Annotated in this window: 10 protein-coding genes; 3 read left to right on the plus strand and 7 right to left on the minus strand. The window is 67.2% G+C overall.

The genetic code is table 11. The features are described from left to right. Positions 1-488: 488 nt before the first annotated feature. The 6 genes from ACFSVL_RS06910 to ACFSVL_RS06935 all read right to left on the minus strand — a co-directional run bounded on the left by ACFSVL_RS06910 (position 489) and on the right by ACFSVL_RS06935 (position 15,805). On the minus strand, positions 489-7,250 hold the full coding sequence (locus ACFSVL_RS06910; RefSeq protein WP_378301488.1) for an RHS repeat-associated core domain-containing protein: 6,762 nt from the start codon (positions 7,248-7,250) through the stop codon (positions 489-491). Between the two features lie 103 nt (positions 7,251-7,353). After that, a complete protein-coding gene (locus ACFSVL_RS06915; protein WP_378301490.1) occupies positions 7,354-11,565 on the minus strand; it encodes a LamG-like jellyroll fold domain-containing protein in 4,212 nt (1,403 codons plus the stop codon). A 699-nt stretch (positions 11,566-12,264) separates the two neighbouring features. Further along, positions 12,265-12,570: a hypothetical protein gene (locus ACFSVL_RS06920; protein WP_378301491.1), complete on the minus strand. Its 306-nt coding sequence runs from the start codon at positions 12,568-12,570 to the stop codon at positions 12,265-12,267. Positions 12,571-12,740: 170 nt separating this feature from the next. Beyond that, positions 12,741-13,595, minus strand: coding sequence for a hypothetical protein (locus ACFSVL_RS06925; RefSeq protein WP_378301493.1), 855 nt, complete (start codon positions 13,593-13,595; stop codon positions 12,741-12,743). A gap of 153 nt (positions 13,596-13,748) precedes the next feature. Continuing rightward, positions 13,749-15,008: an FAD-dependent monooxygenase gene (locus ACFSVL_RS06930; RefSeq protein ID WP_378301495.1), complete on the minus strand. Its 1,260-nt coding sequence runs from the start codon at positions 15,006-15,008 to the stop codon at positions 13,749-13,751. Positions 15,009-15,025: 17 nt separating this feature from the next. Next, entirely contained in the window at positions 15,026-15,805 is a 780-nt protein-coding gene (locus tag ACFSVL_RS06935) for an alpha/beta fold hydrolase (protein WP_378301497.1), read from the minus strand. Between the two features lie 78 nt (positions 15,806-15,883). Between ACFSVL_RS06935 and ACFSVL_RS06940 the strand changes: the two genes are divergently transcribed. Together ACFSVL_RS06940 and ACFSVL_RS06945 are read left to right on the plus strand one after the other, a co-directional pair. After that, positions 15,884-16,750 carry a helix-turn-helix domain-containing protein gene (locus ACFSVL_RS06940; RefSeq protein ID WP_378301499.1) on the plus strand — a complete coding sequence of 289 codons (867 nt, stop codon included), beginning with the start codon at positions 15,884-15,886 and terminating at the stop codon, positions 16,748-16,750. Positions 16,751-16,982: 232 nt separating this feature from the next. Beyond that, the gene (locus ACFSVL_RS06945; RefSeq protein WP_378301501.1) at positions 16,983-17,492 is read left to right on the plus strand and encodes an EF-hand domain-containing protein; all 510 of its coding nucleotides are present in this window, start codon (positions 16,983-16,985) and stop codon (positions 17,490-17,492) included. Between the two features lie 104 nt (positions 17,493-17,596). Here ACFSVL_RS06945 and ACFSVL_RS06950 read toward each other — a convergent pair whose 3' ends face one another. Next, a complete protein-coding gene (locus tag ACFSVL_RS06950) occupies positions 17,597-18,793 on the minus strand; it encodes a cytochrome P450 (protein ID WP_378302010.1) in 1,197 nt (398 codons plus the stop codon). A 503-nt stretch (positions 18,794-19,296) separates the two neighbouring features. Between ACFSVL_RS06950 and ACFSVL_RS06955 the strand changes: the two genes are divergently transcribed. After that, positions 19,297-20,310, plus strand: a complete 1,014-nt coding sequence (locus ACFSVL_RS06955) for a streptomycin biosynthesis protein (RefSeq protein ID WP_378301502.1) — start codon at positions 19,297-19,299, stop codon at positions 20,308-20,310. Positions 20,311-20,319 lie beyond the last annotated feature (9 nt).

Here is a 20,319-nt window from a genome sequence, read left to right on the forward strand (position 1 = left end):
TCGCGAAAGCCGTAGTCGCCTGAATGAACCAGGGAATCAGGCACCACTACGGATTGTAGACCTCGCACCGGAACTGAAACTCTACTGGCCCCCCGATCGGGTTCCAAGAACATTTCCTATTATCGGAAATACCGTACTGGCCAGCTTCTGCTGAATCGATCGCAGCATCCCGACTGTCTCCTCGTCAGAGAATCCCGTGGTTATTGACCAGTCGTGACCTGACCCGACTACGTCGCTAATAAAGGCAATTTCCGTTGACAGGAGTGCACGTGCCCAATCTATCGGCTCCAGCGGCTCGTCAGCGGCCAGCTTTTCACGAATTCGCCCACCTTCTCGAAGGAGGTCATCCATACCCGAGAACCCCATGGCAACGGCGAACTCTTCCGTGCCGCGAGCGGGCCCGCTCCACTCCAGCAGGCCACGCCGGAGCAGATCGCGCTCCTGCCCGGACAGTTTCGGAGCAGGGCCCGGATCCAGGCTCCCTGTGCTCATTGCAATCCCTGCCAATACCCGTCCACCTTATCCGCGCTAGGGCGAAAGACGGTCCCCCCATCTTTGTGACTCGGGTCGTGGATTACGATTGTCTCCCCATCCTGACCAAGGTATGCCTTCCTATTTCTCGCGAGGTCCTTGGTATCGAGCGGGTTCGTCATGACGTCTTCCACATGCCTTTCCAGATCGGAAGCTGACATTCCGGGGAACTCGCCTCCATGCTTTTTGTTTGCGTGACCACCCGCAATATCGGCAGCGTCATCAGCTCGCCAGTCGCAACCCGGGTTCGTGTTATGTACCAGAACTGCCGTCGTGCCAGCAAGTACGTAGTACGTGTGGGTGGTGTCGATAGTGAGGTTGTAGGTGCGGATGCTGCTGGTGTAGCGGTTGAGGGTTTGGACGGCGGCGTGGCCGTCGCCGGGGGTGTCGAGAAGGTCACCGGGCCGGAGGTCGGTGGCGTCGGTCCAACTGTGGGTGGTGACATCCCACCATCGGTGGTGCGCGGTGCTGGTGATCTTCTCGGGACCGCCAGGAGTGGCGACGGTGACGTCGACGAAGTCGCGATCGGTGTCGGTGATGTGCAGAGCAGTGACAGTGTGAATTTCAGTGTCGGCATTGTCGGGCTGTGCGTTGCGGACCTTGTCGCCGACCTTCACCTGCTCGATCGGCTTCATTGTCCCGTCGGCCATGAGCACCGGGGTGGATCCGGCGAAGCTGTTGCGGCAACCTGCCGCGAGATCTTCAGCGACAGCACGGCCTTCCGCGCCGACCTCGCCCTCGAGAAAGCGAGCACCTCCGGAGACGGCGAGTTCGGTGCCTCTGGCCGCGGCACCGCCGGGGACGAACCACACCCCGACCTCGAGCACGCCCTTGATGCACCCGACGACTGCGGGATCGCGGAAGCAGCCGTCCACCACGTCCTTCAACCCGGAGCCCTCATAAAAGGCTTCCCCGATGTCACTCAATGCATTCGTGAACCAGTTCCCCTCGCTCTTCTTCTCGCCACCTCCGCCGGACCCACCGCCGCCTGATGCCCCGTGCTGTTTCGGCGCGGCCTTGCGGTGCCCGCCGGACGACGCGGGAGCGCCGTGGTTGGCAGGGTGCTGCTGGGCTGCCCGGCAGCCGCAGGTGTTGTTGTCCTTCTTGTCGCAGCTCCAGCCGCCGTTGCGGCAGGCGTCGCCGCCGCCGATCGAGCCGTCGGGCCGGCGGCACGCGCCGTCGGGGACGCCGGGGCACAGGCCGGACGGGTCGGTCAGTCCGATCGGGTTGTCGTTGGCGTAGGAGTAGCCGTTCATCTGCTGCGGGTCGTCGGTCTTCAGCACCGGGTCGACCGTGGTGAACCGGCCGAGCGCCGGGTCGTACTCTCGGGCGCCGAGGTGGGTCAGGCCGGTCGTGTTCCGGTATCCGCCCAGGTAGCCGTGTTTGTCCGGCCATAGGGAGGGAGCCGGGCCGCGGGCCACGCCGTAGGGGTCCTGCCAGCGTTGGGTGACGGCGAGGTTGTCGGCCTTGACGGTGGCGTAGGCGGTGTTCTGGGTGTCGGTCATCGACCAGGTCAGGCCGCCGTTGGCGTCGCGTTCGGCGACGGGTGCGCCGTTGAACGTGTAGAACCGGGTGCCGACCGTGGTGGACGTGCCGGTGCCGCGGAACAGTTCCAGGTCGTTGAGGGTCAGGGTGGTGCCAGTCGGGTCCTTGGTGAGCAGGAGGTTGCCGTCGGCGTCGTAGGTGTAGCTGGAGACCTTGCCGCTGGCGTCGGTGGCGGTGGCGATGTGGCCTTCGGCGTCGTAGGTGAAGGTCAGGCCCGCACCCGCGGGTCCTTGGGTGAGGGTGCGGCCGGAGGGGTCGTAGGTGTAGGCGGAGTGGCTGCTGCCGTTGGGGCCGGTCGTGTCCAGTGCCTGGATCGCGTGCGGTTGCGGCTGCCCGGCGTTGGGGTAGGTCGACTTCGACGTGGTGTCACCGGCGGCGCCGTGCTGAGTTTGGGTGAGGCGGTTGCCGGTGGTGTCGTACGTCCAGGAGGTCCAGTACGGCGCGGCTCCGCCCAGGCCCGTGGCGCTCGGTGTGGTGGCACAGTTGCCCGCGGAGGGGGTGAATGCCTGGGTCAGGCGCTGGAGGTAGTCGTAGCTGAAGCACTGGGTGTCGGACTGGGCATCTTGGGGAGTGTCGGCGATGGAGGTGATGTTGCCTGCCGGGTCGTAGCTGTAGAACCGGTTGGCGATCATGAAGTTCGTCTTGGTCGCGCGTTCGGCCAGGGTGGTGGCCAGCCGGTTGGTGCCGTCGGCGTAGGTGTGGGTGACGGCGATCTGGTTGGGCAGGGTCGGGTCTTGGTAGTTGGTGCGCAGCACCTGCCCGTAGGGGTTGTAGTCGGTCTCGGAGACCAGCAGGGTGCCGGTGCCGTTGTCTGCCGCGTCCTGCAAGGTGACGGGCTGGTCCAGCGCGTCGTAGCCGGTCAGCATGGACTCGTCGGGCAAACCGCCCTGCGCCGGGCTGCCGAAGGACCGCAGGACGTCGCTGAGCGGGTCGTAGCGCCAGGAGAACGAGTAGTTGCCGCCGAATCCGGTTTCGCCGAGCGGGACAGTGAACCGGGAGTTGGTGACCCGGCCCGCGTTGTCATAGGCGAAGACGGTGTTGGTGTAGGTCTTGCCGCCGGCGTAGCGGCTGGAGGCGGTGGGCTTGTCCTTCAGCACCGTGTCGTACGTCCACGCCGCCAGCTTGGTTCCGCTGAGGGAATCCTTGTATTCGGCGGTTTTGCGGCCGAGGTTGTCGTAGGCGTAAGCCAAGGTGCGGCCGCTGGCGTCGGCGCTGGTCAGCATCCGTCCGCCGTTGTCGTAGGTGTACTGGCTGAGGCCGGTGTCCGGGTCCGTGGCGGACGTTTTCCGGCCGAGCAGGTCGTAGCTGGTCTTCCAGGAGTTGTGCCCGGTTGAGTCAGTGGTCGAGGCGAGCAGGCCGGCGTGGGTGTAGGCGTAACTGGTGACGTCGGCCGGGTCGCCGGGGTTGGTGTGGGCGGGGTCTTTGTATTGCGCCAGCTGGACTTTCTGGCCAAGGCCGTTGGTGACGACACTGCTGGCCGTGCCGCCGCGGGGCGGGATCGAGGTGGTGCGGTCGCCGTCGTAGACAGTGGTGCCGCGCCATTGTTCGACGCCGTACAGCTGGTACGCCGAGGCCGTCGCGCGGCCGGCACTGTCGAATGTGGACACTGTCGTGCTCGGGACGGTGTTGTCCTTGACGGTCAACAGGGTGCCCACGGGTCCGGAATCGCCGTTCCAATAGGCGTCGTGGGTTTTCCACACCTGGCCGTGCGAGCCGTAGTAGGAGTCCGTGACGACACGGCCGCCCTGCGAATACGACGTCGGGGCCTGTGTTTGCACGGTGCGGCCGAGTCCGTCGACCAGTGCGTAGCTCGTCGCGTATTTGCTGCTGGACAGCAGCGTGTTCGTGGCGACGACGCTGGGTCCGGTGTTGCTGACGGTGTAGTTGTAGGTGGTTTTGGCCGGGGCGTTGACGCTCTTATTGTGTCCCGGTGGCCAGACCGCGGTCAGCCGGCCGAGCGCGTCGTACGCCGCGTCGGTGCGCAGTCCGCTGTGGTCGACCGCGGCCGTGAGGGCTCCGGTGATCGGGTCGAGGTACCGGGTCGAGGTGAACTTGGTCGTGTCGGTGGCGCTCACCTGCGGTGTGGTGGTCACGACCTGGGTGACGGGGCCGCCGGTGGCCGGTGTGAAGGCCGTCGTGGTGGTCAGGCCCAGTGCGTCGGTCACGGACACGGCGCGGCCGTAGTTGTCGAAGTCGGTGCGGGTGGCCGGGGACAGGAAGTGTTCCGCGCCGTCGGCCGGCCAGGAGTCGACCGTGTCAGTCTGGGTGACGTTGCCGGCCGTGGGCACGGCCCCGAACGGCTGGTGGTCGAAATAGGACCGGGTGTCGGACACGATGGTGGCACTGCTGGCGGGGGTGGCGCAGGTGCCGGCGGTCGTCTGGACCTGGTTGACGTAGTTGATCAGCCACGCCGCGGTGTTCTGGCTGTAGGTGCTGCGGGTGCACGTGGCCTGGTTCGGATCGGCGATGTCGCCGTCGTTTTCGACCTGGGTGGCCAAACCGTAGTTGCCGAAGGTGGTGCTCGTGCGAGTGGTGCGCCAGGTGTTGGCCGCGGCGATCCACGTGCGGGTGCGGGTGGTTCCGGTGCCGGTGTAGAAGGCTTGGGTGCCGTCGGTGTTGGTCGCGCTCGGCGCGGAGATCCACGGGTCGTTGATCGTGGTGGCGATGACCTTGCCGTCGAGGTAGGTCTGGGATTCCCGGGCGAAACCAGGCACTGGCTTGCTGTCCGGGATGGACTCGCCGAGGCTGTCGGTCATCGACGCGCTGCGCTTACCGCCCCCGGGGAGGGTGTCTCCGTCCATGCCGCGCAGGTACAGGGTCTGCGTGACCGCCGGAGGACCGGACGGATCGCTGGTGGCCTGCCCGACGGTGGTCTTCACTGCGCCGTAGCCGCGCCACAGCGACCAAGTGCGGTTTTTCGGGTCGGCGAGGTAGTTCTCGTCGTAGTGCCAGGCACCGCCGCCGACGTAGTCGTAGTGGGTCAGGGTTTGCTGGGACAGCGTCGTGCGGCCGTCTTCGGTGACGTCGGTGACCAGGTACTTGTTGAACCAGTCCAGCACCGGCTCGGTCGCGCCGCCCGGTGTCCAGTACGTCGGGTAACAGGCCAGCGTGTTCGTTTCCGGGTTCGCCGGCATGGTTTTGCCGGGGACGCACTGCGGGTCGGCGTACTTGACCGCGGTGACGCCGCCCTCTTCGTTGGTGACGGCGTCGATCCGGTTGCGGGTCAGCGCGGTGTAGTTGTTGCTGGCGTCGACCCGGTTCGCCAGGGCCTTGGGATGGAAGCTCACCGGCGGCAGGCTGATCGAGCCGCCTGCCTTGCCGGTTTGCGTGATCGAGTCCAGCCACATCGCCGGGCTGGAGCCGTCGCCACTGGCGGGGAAGGACTGGGCCAGCGTCCACTGGTTCGCGGTCTTCCAGCCGGCACCGCCGTCGGTGACCTGCGTGCTGATCGCGGTGATGCGGCGGCGGGAGAAGAACGCGGGCGACACGTTGGTGCAGTTCGCGCCTTGCGCGCACAGCTGGTCGGCGGGCACGTCCGGCCACGACGCCGCGTTGGCGGTGGTGAGCTGGGCCGGATCGCAGGTGATGGCGCCGCCGGGCAGGCAGCGTTCGGTCGTGCCGAACACGATCTGCGCGGGTGCGTGCGTGAACACTCCCGCGACGCGGGTGTTGAAGCCGTATTCGATCCGCTGCAGGTAGCCGCCGCGGACGTAGGAGGTGCCGGGGCTGGTGGTGTTCAGGTTCAGCCCGTAGTAGTTGGTTTCCGGCTGGTAGTAGAACGTCATCGCGTTTCCGCGCGGATCGACGACGTAGTCGAGATTCCAGCGCCACGCCTGCTGGCACCACGACGCGGCGAACGTCGCCGCGTTGCAGGGTTCGCCGGGGTTGTTGCCGAAAACCGGCTCGGTCCACGTGGACTGGGTTTCGGGATTGCCGGCCTGCCAGCCCGGCAGGTGGTTGAGGCCGAAGAAGTACTGGGTGCCGTCGACCGTGGTGACCTTCCAGTGCTCGCCGCCTTGAGCGCCGTTGCTCGCGCCGTTCACCTTCTCCACGCGCGAACCGTCGTCCGTCCGCAGACGCCAGGCACCGGTGGCGGTGTCCTTCACCAGCTCGGTGGTTTTGCCCGCCAGTGACAGCCGCGCGTTGTCGGTCGCCCAGCACAGGTCGCCGGTCTTGGTCTGCCCGTTGTTACCGCCGAGGTCCTCGGAGCATGATTTGTAGGACCGCTCGACGTATCCGCCGCCGCTCACGCTCCAGCCGTCGCCGATTTCCGACGCCTGGTTGTTCGTCGCCGACGTCAGGCCGTCCACGGCCCCGGAGGAGTACTGCAACGACACCGACGGAGCCGGCCCGCCCGGGCCCGCCGGTGCGGAAAGCGGGTACGAGTAGTTGAATTCGCCCGAGGGCTCCCCCGCGGTCCACGACCCGGCCGGGGACAGCTTCGTCACCTTGAAGTCGCCGCCGCCGCTGGAGGTGTCCGGAGTGGCCGCGAGCACCGTCGCCGTCGGAGCAAGGGCGACTTCGCCGGCGAGCTGCCCGGCTTTCGCATCGTTGACCGAATCGACGGGCGTTCCCTTGCGGCACTCGGGTTTCTCGGGCGTGCTCAGCACACAGGACGGGTACTGCACAAACCGCAGCCGACGGCCGAAATCAGCACCGTAGGCACCGGCGAACGACCGGTAGTCCAGGACGACCTCGACCGGCCCGGACGTATCACCCGACACCGGCGTGACCTGCACCAAGGTGCCTCGGATACCCGCTTTGTCGGCCACCGCGTGATCGACTGTGCTGACCTCGACCCGGGCCGCGTCGTGCTTCTGCGGCGAACTGGCCGCCGTCGCGGAGTAGGCACCGGTCCGGCTGTCGCGGCCGTGTCCGCGGGTCACCGACACCTGGTTCCCCGCCGCCATGCTCTTCGGCGACTTACCGCCCTGCGCGGTGGCCGGGAGATCGACCTGGGCCTTGCCCGCGGCGGGCCAGTGCACCGCTGGGACGGGTGCCGACGCGGTTTTTGCCGGCGCGTTGCCGGAGAGCGTCTTGGCGTCGGTGCCCTTCACCGAGCGTTCGGCTTGCAGGGCGGGCAGATCCCAGCCCAGCCCGTGCCAGCCGGTCGGTGCCGCGACCGCGTCCTGGCTTGAGGCCAGCATGATCGCGGCGATCGCGACAGCCGTCACGCGCGACCATGTCTTGATCCGAAAAGCCCGTCTCGAGCCGCTCATGATGCTCATCACCCTTGTCTGCACAGGTGCAACACGAAAGAAGAAGACTGTTGATCGACTACAGATTGCGGATGCCGAAAGTCACGCCGGGGTCATCAGTTTTGGCGTCCTCGAGGAGATCCTTGGCCGTGCGAAGTCCTTGATACACGCGCACTCCGGCCACACCGCCGTACCATTGATCGGACCGCGTCCCGTTCCACACACCGCGCCCGATGAACAGATCACCCGTGCTGGGCCGGCTGACGACGCCTTGGCCGCCGCTCGTGTTCAAATAGGTGTTTTGTTTCACGCCGTTGACGTAGAACGCCATGGTTCCGGTCGACGCGTCGTACGTGGCGGAAAGGTGCGCCCAGGTGTTGTCGACTGCGTCGGCGTCGCTGACCGCCCACCACGCGCCAGGTCCCGTTGCTGACGAACTGATCAGCATCGTCCACTTAGGATGCTGAACGCCGTTGGCGTCGGGCAAGCTGTGGTAGCCGAGCAGTTCCGCGGAAAACTGCGCGTCGTCCATTCCGACCACCGCGCGTCCGCTCGTGTCGATCGCGCCGTGGGCGGCGACGTCACCGGCGGTCCAGGAGTGGTAGGCCCACGCCTCGACGGTGTAGGACTTCTCCGTGCGCAGGTTCGCCGGCCGGCCCGCGTCGATCTGTCCCGTTCCCGAGACGTCGAACCGCGCGGCGCACGCGTTGTCGCTCGACGCGAGGCTGACGCCGCCGGAACCGGTTCCGGTCGCCCTGCTGATCGTGTCGAAGTAGCGGTGGCCGTAGAGCGACGCGACCTGGTCGTCGGTCAGGACCTGGCTCCACGCCTGGACTTGATCGACCGAGCCCTTGAAGAAGTTCCCGGTGCCGAGGTTCGATCCGACCGTGTAGGCGTCCGTGGCGCTCCAGGCGGTGGGAAGGGTGTTCTGCCCTTCGAGTTTTCCGTTGACGTACAACCGGACTCGCATCGACGACTGGTCGAAGACCCCGGTCAGCAGTGTCCAGGTCCCAACCTGCGGCGGCTGGTTCCCCAATGCCCAGTGGTAGTTGTCGACGGTGTCGTCGTCAGCCGTGGTCATCCCGAAAACCCAACGGTTGACGTCGGGCGAATAGCGCAACTGGAACGCTGCCGCGTGTTTCCCGCCTTGGGTGAACAGCGTGTAGTAGCCGTTCGCGTCGTCCAGCTTCGCCCATGCGGACACGGTGAACGACTTCGCCGTGTCCACCGCCGGAGCGGCGGAGCCGTAGCCGGTGGAACCGTCGAAGTGGACAGCGCCCGCGGTCTTGCCGGTCGTCCAGCCATAGCCGCCGTTGAGGGTCATGGTGTTGCCGAACTTGCTCGAGTCGGTGGCAGTGCTGCCGGTGCCATCATCGAAGGCCCAATTGCCTTGCAGCGACGGGACAGTCGTGCCGAGGACGTCGGTGCAGCCTTCCGCCAGACCGTACTTCGCCAGCGGGGCCGCGGCGTTGGCCAGGTCGTGCGCGTCCTGTGCGGACAGCACCCGTTGCCACGCCTGGACGTCGTCCACCTGCCCCGTCAGGAACTCGATTCGGGCCCCGTTGTACTTGTCCGCACCGATCACGAAGTTTCCGGAGGAAGCCCAGCTCCTGGCGACATTGGTGGCTTGTTTGACGCCATCGACATAAAGGGTCATCGTTCCCGTCGAAGCGTCGTAAGTGCCGGCCAGATGCGTCCACACGCCCAGCACCGGCGGCTTCGTCGACTTCGCCCGGATCGGCCCGGCATTGGCCTGGTCGGCGGCCAGCATGCTGAACGCCCACGCGTTGTCTGCTTTGGAGTACTGCAGATAAAACCCGCTGCCCTGGTTCCCGTCCTGGGAGACCACGGTCTGGAAACCGTTGGTGTTGGCCAACTTGACCCACGCACCCACGCTGAACGACTTCGTCGTGTCCAGCACCGGGCCGTTCGTGTTGACGTAGCCGCTGGAACCGTCCAGGGTCAGCGCGCCCTTGGTGCCTTCGCTGTAACCGCCGGTGTCCGGATGGGTCCAGGCGTTGCCGTGGTCGTAGCCGGCGACCCAGTCGCCACCGCCGTTCAAGCTCGCGGTGTGGACCGCCAGGCCGTCGTTGTCCGGTGTCGTGTTCGCGGTGTCGGCCAGGACCCGGCCGCCCATCTCGTCGAGCGGCCAGGCTCCCGCCAAGCCGACGGACGGGGTGTAGGGCAGCACGTGGAAGGAGCACGAAGCGGCCTCGAGGTTGCCGCTGGCCAAGCAGGTGGCGTCCGGGCCCGGGGTGCCTGCCTTGTTTACCGCCTTGACCTTGATGTAGTTCTGGTTGCCGTTGATGGCCAGCGCGTTCAGGTCAGCCGTCGCAATCGGGTTGCCGTTCGCATCCGTGCCTCGGGTGGCAGTGACACTGGGCGAACCCTGCGGCTGCGGCTCGGAACCGTCGGTGGTGTAGATGAAACGGCCGATGTCGTAGAACCCGGGAGTGGCCATGTCCACCGAGACGCTGAAATGCACGCTGTCGTTCTGGTGCTCGGGAAGCGTGCCGGTCATGCGCACCGACGGTGCCCGCGGCACCATCGAGTCCACAGTGAACTCGCAACTGCCCACCCAGGCCGACGCCAGCTCGCCGTCACTGACCTGCATCGACCAGTTGTAGATCCCGTCCCCCGTGATCCATCCGCCGGGAACGGCCGCGAACTGCGCGGTCGCCGCCTGATTCGGGCCCGGCGTGCCGACCGTCACGAGGTTGCCGCGGTTGTCGTGGACGTTCGTGCTGTGGCCTGCGGTCCCGGCTCCGACTGCGAACCCGGCGTAGAGCGTGCCGCCGTCGGGGTCGGACACCGACCCGGCCAGCTGCGGCGTCTTCGTGGCGATCCACGGCCGGTTCTCGCCCTGGACGCATTTCGAGGTGCCGTGCTGCATCGTCAGGTTCCAGGGCGCGTTCGGGCGGGAGTTGTAGTCCACCTGGAAATACGGGTTCAGATCGAACCGGCGCCACGCCGCGGTGGTGCCCTCGTCCCGTGCCGCGAGTACGAACCACGTGCTCTGCCAGTAGTTCGCTGCCGCGTCCTGCGCCGCTCGGAGCGCGTTGAACTGGCCGATGACGTTGGAGTCGTCGTGGCAGTTCGCGACGTTCATGTCCGACACCCAGTACGACCAGCCCGGTTGCAGGTTCCAGGTCGTGCCGGGATCGGCGGGGTTCGAGACCCACAGACCGGTCGGCTGGGGACTGCAGCTGTAGCTGTGCTGGATCGTGGTGTTCAGAGTCGCGGACTTGATCACCTTGCCGCCGAGGACCGAGGTGTTCATCTGGATGTACGACCGCGACGTCCTCGCGTTGTCGTAGTCCTCGTACCCGGCCTTCAGGTTCGACAGATCCCCGGTCGACGCGTTCCAGTTGTGCGCGTCCGGATACCCCGACTGCACCACGACGTGCGATTGAATGCCACAGGACGTGCACCAGTTGTCCGGGTCAAGGGACACCGGGTACTTCGTCTTCGGGTCGGCGAGAAACGCTTCGTCCGGGCTGATCGTCACCTTGTCCGGAGTGAGCGTGAAGCCCATTACCGCTTCGCGCCGGCCGCCGCCCTCGCCCAGGTGCTGCTCGGCGGCCGAGCCCGCGCCGGAGGAGTCCCACATCCGCGACGCGTCGCCGGCGAACACGACGGCACCGCTGGAGTTCTTGACCTCAAGCCCGTTTGTGGGCGCGGCCTGGGCCGGGGTGCCGCGGCCGTCGCCTTCCTTCACGGAAACGGTGGCGTTGTGCGTGTACAGCCCGAACGGCACTTCCCGCAACTGCGGGTTCTTCGCCGCCTCGGGAGTCTTGATGACGAGGTTCTCGGTGTATCCCTCCGTGGCGGCCTTCACGGTCAGGTCGACGCCGGGAAGGACCTCGGAGTAGGTGGCGGTGTCGCCGGACTGCGTGGGGACCGGGAGGTCGGCGGTCCACTTCAGACCGACCGCGGTGTCCTTTTCACCGGCCTGGACGATCGGCTTCGCCGCGGAACCGCTGCCGCCCGGGTTGAGGCTGACGTCCACGGTGACGGCCTTCGGGCCGATCGAACCGTCGGGTTTCCGCACCAGCGTCGTGTCGATCGGAACCCAGCCGCTCCCCTGCTTGACCCGCACGGGATGCACATACTGGGTCAACGACCACGAACCGTCCGGGTTCGCGACGGTCTTGGAGGTCTCCGTGGTCTCGGAGGCGACTTCGACCTGTTTGCCGCCTGCCCGGGCATAGGCCGTCGCTGTCGCCTCGTCCGGAGCGGAATCCGGGACGTTCGCGACCGGAGCGGCGAGAACCGGCTGAACCACGGCCACGGTACTCGCTGCCACTGCGGTCGCGACAAGAACAGCGCGCCAGCGCACACCAAATGAACGCACGAGATCCCCCACGTCAAGAACAGCCAGCCAATCTGCTGGGCCCCCGACGAACCCGAGATGACTTTGCCAAACAGCGTTAACCAAAGAAATAGACCAAGTGGGGTATTCGACAAATCGTGACCGCGGCAGCTTTAACTGGAATAAGGGAACCTATAAGGCAATTCGAATAAAACCGACACAGGCGGAGATCTCTCGCCACATGGGCTCATTGTTGGAAAGTCTCCAGTATGTACTCGAACGCGCGTCCAGCCTGAACCAACCCGCGAACCGCCACAGGCCTGCCAGCAGTACTTCACAACGCCCCCGCGGCGGCTTCTGCATCGCGAAGCAACACGGCCGATGTACCCAGAATGCGCTCCGGAGTCGACGCAGAGCCCGACACGGCACAACACAAAGCGTCAGTCAGTCACCACAAAAATTGACCGACACCTGCACAAACTGACACGAGCAGAAACTGCCCAACATTCGCTGAAACTCAATACCTTGGGACTTTTAATCCGTAGGTTCTGGGTTCGAGCCCCAGGCGGCCCACTCAATAACCTCACCTGCTGACCCGGGCCGCCGTGATGCGCACGGCTGGGCGCACCACGGCATTGCGTCAGAACACCCAGTCGTAGTTCGACCAACCGGATTTGATCAGCTGGCCGGTGACGTCGTTGAGCACCGTTTCGGGCTTCGCCGGGTTCCACACTCCGCAGGGAGGACTCCCCGCAACTCGCCGGACGCGGTCAGCCGGGCGGCGAAGTCGGGGTAGTCGTCGTGGTTGAAGTCGGGGAACAGGATGTGGCCGGCCGTGTTCATGCCCGACCCGGCGATCTTGAACCATTTGGCGACGGGTTTGCCGCTCGAGTCGACGTCGGCGAAGAGGTCGAGCATCCACGGGGTTCCGTCGGACATCGTGATGAGGATGTCCTTGAAGTAGTCACCGGTCAGGTCGGCCAACTGTAGGACGTCTTGCCGTTGACCATTCCGGCCAGCGGCGGTCTCTTCGTGGTGCGTTTCCTGATCGTCACCCCCAATTCGTGGTGCGGGTGGACTACCCGGTCAGCTGGCGAGCCAGGTCCGGGACGAATTCGCCCGTTCGCGAGGCAGGCGCGACTCCGCAGGGGCCGTCAGAGACCCCTGGGACGGTGAGCCAGGCTTGCTGAAGTGCGCCCGGTTGGTCGGACAGCACCGAGTCCGGTCCGATCCTGGCACCGGCGGGGATTGCAGGTCCCGGTGACGACGGCAGCATTGCGGGAGCTGTCAGCCAGCAGGAAATAGTCGCTTCGGCCGGTAGCGGCGGCAAGCGCGTCGTAGAGCTTCCGAGCGGGCCCGGCCAGCTGTGCGGCCGGCGTATAGCCACCGACGCCGAAGGTGACGCCGGCGGCCTGCGCTACCCCGGCGGAAATCAACCGCGCGTGCTGCTCGTCGACTGTTCCGCCAGCCGACACGTCCAGGAACACGAACGCGTTGGGCGCCTCAGCTCGGAGCTGCCGCACCGACGCGTTCAGGTAGCGGGTGACCCTCGCGGTGTCCGCGCATTTTCCGCCAAGCAGGCGGGGTTCGAGCACCACGATCGCTTTGCCGTCGCCAAGGCCGCGCGCGAGGTCGCCGACGGCGGGCGAACGCTCGGAGGGACAAGCACCAGATTCGGTGAACGCCGCCACGAGCATCGGCATCCAACGTTGTTTCGCCGCTTGGGCCAGGTAGTCGTGGACATGCTGGGTGAGGTCCGGCTCAGCAACGGTGAACCGGTGCGCGACCGGGGTGTAGGCGACTTCGCGCTCGATCGGTTCGAAAGCGGGCGACTTGCCGCCTACGTTCTGGCGCGTCCATATCGCGGCGGGGCTCTCCGGATCACGGGCGAGCTGGAATGTGCCCGCGAGCAGCCGCGATGCCGGTGGCGGACCCGCTTCGCCAGGCAGGTCGACACATCCGCCCACGAGCAGCAGCACTGCCAGCAGGATCGGTCCCAGCCGGTTCACCGCGCCACCTCCTCGCCCGGGTTGGCGAGCGAATGCGCGAAATAGCGCAGCACTCGCTCGCGTCGCGCGGGCACGACCGTCACGACCGACTCGTCGGCCGCACCAGTTCCCTCGCGACCATAAGCCGCTCTGGTACTGGGTGGCGAGTACTCCTCAGTCCACCCCGAGACCGCCCCCAAGGTCGCCCGCGCGCCCGGTCCGGTCGCCCGCCGCAGGCAGCGGGTAGTCGTCGACGGTCATGGAGTTGTGGACACGTGCGGTCTTGGTAGTGAGGCGAAGCAGACCGCGGCCAAGCCCCGCAGGCAAGGCGGAGACGAGGCGGGCTCCATACGCCAGCCCCTGCACGCCAAGACGAGACGTGGGGATCAGAGTCTTCGCCGCACTAAGCGCGGACGCGCGGCTGCCGCGCACATGCTCCGCCATAGCGCGCTCATAGGCCGGGAACGCGCGCGAGTGGTCGCCCCCGGCTCGCGCCAGTTCTCCGGCGAGGACGTATGCGCCGACAACGGCCAGGGTGGTGCTGCCGCCGACAGCCGGGCCTGGGCAGTAGCCCGCGTCGCCGACCAGGGTCACCCTTCCGCGCGACCAGGTGTCCATCCGGAGCTGGGTGATCGAGTCGAAATAGAACGCCGGGGAGCCGTCGAGGTGGTCCAGCCAGCGGTCCACGTCGGGGTGCAGGCCGGCGAACGCGCCGCGCAGCAGATCCTTCTGACGCGGGACGTCGCGGTGGTGGTAGTCGAGTTCGCGCTCGCTTCGGAACAGGAACAACGCCCGTGCCTCGGCTAGATGTCGGGCGCCGTAGATGCCGGCGGTGCGGCCGATGCCGACGTGGATGCGGAGTTCTCCTTCTAGGCCAACGGTGTTGGGCAGGGTCAGCACCCCGAGGTAGGCCCCGATGAAGGAGCTGAAGCGGGACTCGTCGCCGAAGGTTAGGCGGCGCACGTTGGAGTGCAGGCCGTCCGCGCCGACGACTAGGTCGAAACGGCGTGGTGCCGCGTTTTCGAACCGTACCTCGCCGTCGGGGGAGATCTCGGTGATCGAGTCGCCGAAAATGTACTCGGCGTCGTCGCGGGTGGCGTCGTAGTAGATCTCGCTCAGGTCGTCGCGCATGATCTCGACATGCCGGTCGGAGGTGGCGCGGAAGATCTTGGCTAGGTCTACCCGGACGGGACGCCGTGTGCCTTCCCGGTGGACGGTCATGCGGGTCGTGCCGGTGGCTCGCTCCTCGATCCGCGGGAGTACGCCCATTTTCGCCGAGATGTCCACCGCGGGTCGGTACAGGTCGACGGCGTGGCCGCCGGTCTTGCGTGGAGCCGGCGCGCGTTCGACGACGGTGACGGAGAATCCGTGTCTGGTGAGCCAGTACGCCAGCACCGGGCCGGCGACGCTGGAGCCGGAGATGAGAATTCGCAACGAAACGTTCCTCCTGACTAAAACGCGGTGAAGGCCAAGAGGGACGTGGCGGTGCGGGGTGGATCTTCGATGTTGGGGGAATGCCCGGCTCCGGGCAGCATCTCGACGGACGCGTCGGGGACGGCTAGGTAGTCGCTGGCGGAAGAAGGGCGCCACCTGCGGTCTTCGTCGCCGAAGAGCACCAGCAGCGGCTTGCCTAGCGGGGCCAGCCGGGCGGGGAGGGTTCGTTCGTTCAGGTAGGCGCGGATCGCTTCCGATATCGCCCCGAACACGGCTAGGTCGACGTCCCGGGCCTGGTCCACGATCCATGACGGGATCTCGTAGCCGGGGCGGAATCCGTCGCTGATGGCGTGGCGGATCTGGTCGTCGGTCAGCTCCGCCCATGACGCCGCCTGGAGGGGCGCGTCCGTAGCGATGTAGGCGGCCATGCCGGGGCCGGTGTTGATGAGTGCGAGGGCGGTTACCAGGTCGGGGCGTTGTTCGGCGAGGGCTGTGGCGAAGACTCCGCCGCTGGAGTGGCCGACGGCGGTGAGGTGTTCGACGTCCAGCCTGTCCAGCGCCGCGCCGACTCGGCGCGCTTGGTCCGGGACTGCGTAGCTCGCGCCGTCGGGAGCGGCTGACTGGCCGCATCCGGGCAGGTCGAGCCGGATGACGTGATGGGATCCGGTCAAGAGCGGGACCATCGGGTCCCAAGAGCGGCCCGACATGGCGGTTCCGTGGATGAGCAGGAGCGCCGGGGCATCGCCCGGGCCGTCCTGGCGCACGTGGATGTCGATGTCGTCGCGGGAAACAGTCATGCGTGACACTGTCGCCGCCGGTGTGTGCTGGTGGCTTGAACAAATGTTCCCGCGGGCCGGCGTGCGTAGCATGGCGGAATGGGGTCCGGGGACGACGCGGTGTTGTGGGACATCACCTGCCCGAGCCGGTCCGGCCTGCTGCCTGGCACCGCCATGGCCGGGTTCCGCGACCGGGGCATCACCCCGCCTGGGCTCCGGTTGATTCCGCACCCAAGCGTGACCCTGATTCTGGTGTTCGGCGGCACGCTCGCGGTGGAAGACGCGGCTGGACGGCGGCGGCACGGCAGTTTCGCTACCGGGCTCGGGTTCGGTGACGTCGTCCAAACGCTGCGGGCGGACGCCTTCGAGGTGCTGCAGGTACGGCTGTCGCCGGTGGTCGCCCAGGCGGTTCTGGGCACTACCGACCTTGGCGACGCTGTGGTGACGCTCGACGAGCTGTGCGGCCGGGAGGCGGCGCGGATCAGCGAGCGGCTGAGCGAACTAGCCTCGTGGGAAGACCGCTTCGCGTGGACAAGCGCGTGGCTCGCCCGACGTTATGCGGCGGCGCCGCCGGTCGCCCCGGAGGTGGCCTGGGCCTGGCACCGGATCGCCGCCACTCGCGGGAAGGTCCGGGTCGAGCAGCTGGCGGCCGAACTCGGCTGGAGCCGCAAACAGCTGTGGTCCCGGTTCCAGGCACAGCTCGGCTTGCCGCCCAAGCGGGCCGCGCGGCTGGTCCGCTTCGACCACGCGGTCCACCGGCTGGTCGCGGGGCAGGACGCGGCCGGAGTCGCGGCCGACGGCGGCTACGCCGACCAGCCCCACCTGCACCGGGACGTCGCGGCGTTCACCGGGCTGACCCCCGCGACCGTGGTCGACGAACCTTTTCTCGCGGTCGACGACCTCGCGTGGGGCTGGCCGGGACCGCGCAATTCTCGCGGCCGGACAGAATATTCCTTTGTGGACTGATCCGCCCGCACCGAAAGACTAATTACCGCAACGACTTCTCAGCGTGTGGGCGATCACGCAACCCGAGCAGCGCAGTCGCGGGCGAGGAAACTCACCCCATGTTCCATCGTGCCCACTCCATCAGGTAGAGGCCCGGTCCTGCCGACTGAATCCCATTGTGCTCGTGCTCGAACACTCGCATTCTGTTATTCGGCAATCCATCGACCGCCAACTACCCTAGGGGAACTATCCGATGACTAGCGCACCCGCGGATTCCGTCGACGCGTTGATCGAAGCGGAATTCGACAAACTCGACCTCAACCACGACGGCCGCCTCGACTGGGCGGACTACGAGATCCTCATCGACCGCTACCGGAAAACGGCGGGGGTGAACGAGGACGACCGGCGGATCCAGGAGCTTCGTGCGTTTTACCAATTGCATTGGCTGGAACTGCTGCGGCACTCCGGGGCCGCCGGGGACAGCTTGTCGCGGAACGAGTTCGTCGAGGCCACCCGGCGGACTACGGGCGACACGAACCGGCTGGACGCGGCCAAGGTCGGCGGGCACGTGATCTTCGACCTGGTCGACGCCGACGGCGACGGCAGCATCAGCAGGGACGAACTCGGCCGTTATCTGCAGGGCGTCTGGCAAATCGACCAGTCCGACCCCCGGTACGATTTTGACGCGCTGGACACCAACAAGGACGGCGTAATCTCCCGGGACGAGTTCGTCACCGGCATTCAGGAAGTTCTGCACGCCTAGCACTGCCGTTGTCCCGAAGTCACGAGTTCCACTGGTATTGCCGAGTCGGCACGTACGCCTTCCGTCCGGAAATGGCGTACGTGCCGACAGTGCGTTTTAGCGTCTCACCACCGCACGAGCACCCGCTCCAGTCCGCCGACCACCAGACCCTCCCGGATCGCCAGGTTCTCCGGCGGCTCGGCCAGTTCCAGGGTGGGCAGCCTGCGCAGCAGCACCCGCAGCACGGCGTGCAGTTCGACCCGGGCGAGCGCCTGGCCAATGCAGACGTGCGGTCCGATACCGAAGGTGAGATGCGAGTTCGGAGCGCGGTGCAGATCCATGCGGCCGGCGTCGGCGAAGGCGCGTTCGTCCCGGTTGGCCGCGCCTAGGCTGCACACGACCATGGTGCCCGCGGGCAAGGTGCGGCCCGCGACCTCGATGTCGGCGGAGAGGTAGCGCGGCACCCCGAAGCCCGGGTTGGCGTCGTAGCGCAGCGCCTCCTCGACCGTGGTGCGGACCAGGCCTGGGTCGGCGCGCAGCTGCGCCCAGCGGTGCGGCTCGGCGAGCAGCAGCGCGATCATCTTGCCTATCATGCCCGCCGTCGTCTCGTACCCGGCGACCAGCAAACCCTGACTGGTGCCGATCAGGATCTCCTCGGGCAACCTGCCGCCGAACTCGTCGGTGAACCGGATGAACTCGCTGATCAGGTCGTCGCCGAGGGCGGCCCGTTTGGCGGCGATGTGCGCGGCGAAATACGCGGTGAACTCCGTTTGCGCGGCGTCGATCTCGGCCTGGGTGAACCGGGTCATCGCGAGCATGGTGTCCGACCAGTGCGCGAACCGGTCCCGGTCGGCCTCGGGCACCCCGAGCTGGTCGCAGATCACCCAGCGCGGCAGCGGAAAACCCACCTCCTGCAGCAGGTCGGCGGGGGCTCCTCGTTCGAGCATCGCGGTGACGAGTGACTCGGCCATCTTCTCGATTCCCGGCTGCAGCGCCCGCACGCGTTTCGGTGTGAACGCCCGGCTGACGACCTGCCGCCAGCGCTGGTGCAGTTCGTCCTCGGTCAGCTTCTCGCCGAAGACTCCGCCGCCCTCGTTCACGGTGACCCGCGCGGCGTCCTCGGCGCCGGGGTGCCGGGTGAACCGCGGGTCGGACAGCACTCGCCGGACGTCCTCGTACCGGGTGAGCAGCAGGGCCTGGTCCCCGCTGGGCAACCGCACCTCCGCCACCGGCTCGCCGTCGCGCAGCGCCGCCCATTCCGGCGGCGGGCTCAGCGCGTCGGGCAGGCAGAACGGGTACGGGGACACGTCATTGCTCACGATTGGCTCCCGAAAATCGACTCGGCTCGATATCCCGGTACGACGATAACCGCATTACCCGCACGGAGGAAAGATTCCCGAATGGCGGCATCGGACTCGGTGAAGAATATTCCAGTCCGAAATTGACTGGCTGGCAATTCCGCTGACAGGGAGCGACCTGGTGTCACCTGTCCGAGTCCCCGCGCGGCGAAAAACTTGCTGTTACACCACAGAAATGGCCCGCCAGCAGCTCGATCCGCCACGCAGGGAAGACAACCCGCACGGATAGAGATCAGGCGGAGTGCGCACGACTTCCTCCTGTTCGGAGCGCAGGCACGACACTCAGCCGGAATAGCCCTTTCGTGGAATTCAGCCGTACCCACAGCGACTTTCCCCGGTTCGGCCAGACGCGCCGGACAGAACACCCGATCTCGGGAAACTTCCCCCGAGGGGTTGTTGTTTGTCGGTCGCGTGATCAATTGTTGGGGTCGGGCGGCAAGCGACTGCGGACGGAAGGGTGGCCTCGGATGGACGGCGAACCTCACGAGGAAACCGCGCACCCCGACCCGCCGTCGATCTGGCGCGGATACAACGCGGACGGAGCGTCCTCCGAACTGGTGGCGGTGAGCATGCTGCGGCGCGGCGATTCGCCGCGCGTGTCGGGGATGGACGACGAGCACGCGGGCGTGCTGGCGAAGCTCGACATCCGGCTGCCGCCGATCATCGTGCACCGGGCGACCATGCGGGTGATCGACGGCGCCCACCGGGTGCGCGCCGCCGAACTCGGCTCGCGCCAGCTCATCGAGGCCCGGTTCTTCGACGGCGACGAGCACGACGCTTTCGTGCTCGCGGTGGAGGCGAACACCGCGAACGGCCTGCCGCTCTCGCTGACCGACCGCAAGGCGGCGGCCGGACGCATCATCCTCACCCACCCGACGCGGTCGGACCGGTGGATCGCGCAGGTCACCGGGCTGGCCGCGACCACGGTCGGCGCGATCCGCAAGTGTTCGAGTGCGGCGGACGCACGGTCGAACGCGCGGGTCGGCCGGGACGGCAGGCTGCGCCCGCTCGACAGTTCGGCGGGAAGGCAGCTGGCCGGCGAACTCATGCGGGCCGACCCGAACCGGTCGCTGCGCGACATCGCCCGTGCCGCGGGCATCGCTCCGTCCACGGTGCTCGACGTGCGCAACCGGCTCGATCTTGGCCAGGCCCTGGTGCCCGTCCAGCGGACGAGCGGCTCCCGGCCCGCCCGGCGGCCGGCCCCGGTGGAGGCCGCGCCGGAGCTGGACCCGGCGGTGATCATGCAGACCCTGCGCCGGGATCCGTCGCTGCGGTTCAGCGAGGCGGGCCGGACGTTGCTGCGCTGGCTGGACGCGCACGTCCTCGCCGGCCAGGCCACCGCGCCGCCGCCGGACGGCATCCCGCGGCATTGCCTCGGCACGGTCGCGGACCTGGCCCGGCACAACGCCCGGTTCTGGGCCGCGTTCGGCGATCAGGTCGACGAGCTGCGCCACAGCGGCCGTCAGGTCGAGCGGGCCTGACCGGAAACC

This window comes from Amycolatopsis silviterrae (genome assembly GCF_042684085.1).
Classification (GTDB): Bacteria; Actinomycetota; Actinomycetes; order Mycobacteriales; family Pseudonocardiaceae; genus Amycolatopsis; species Amycolatopsis silviterrae.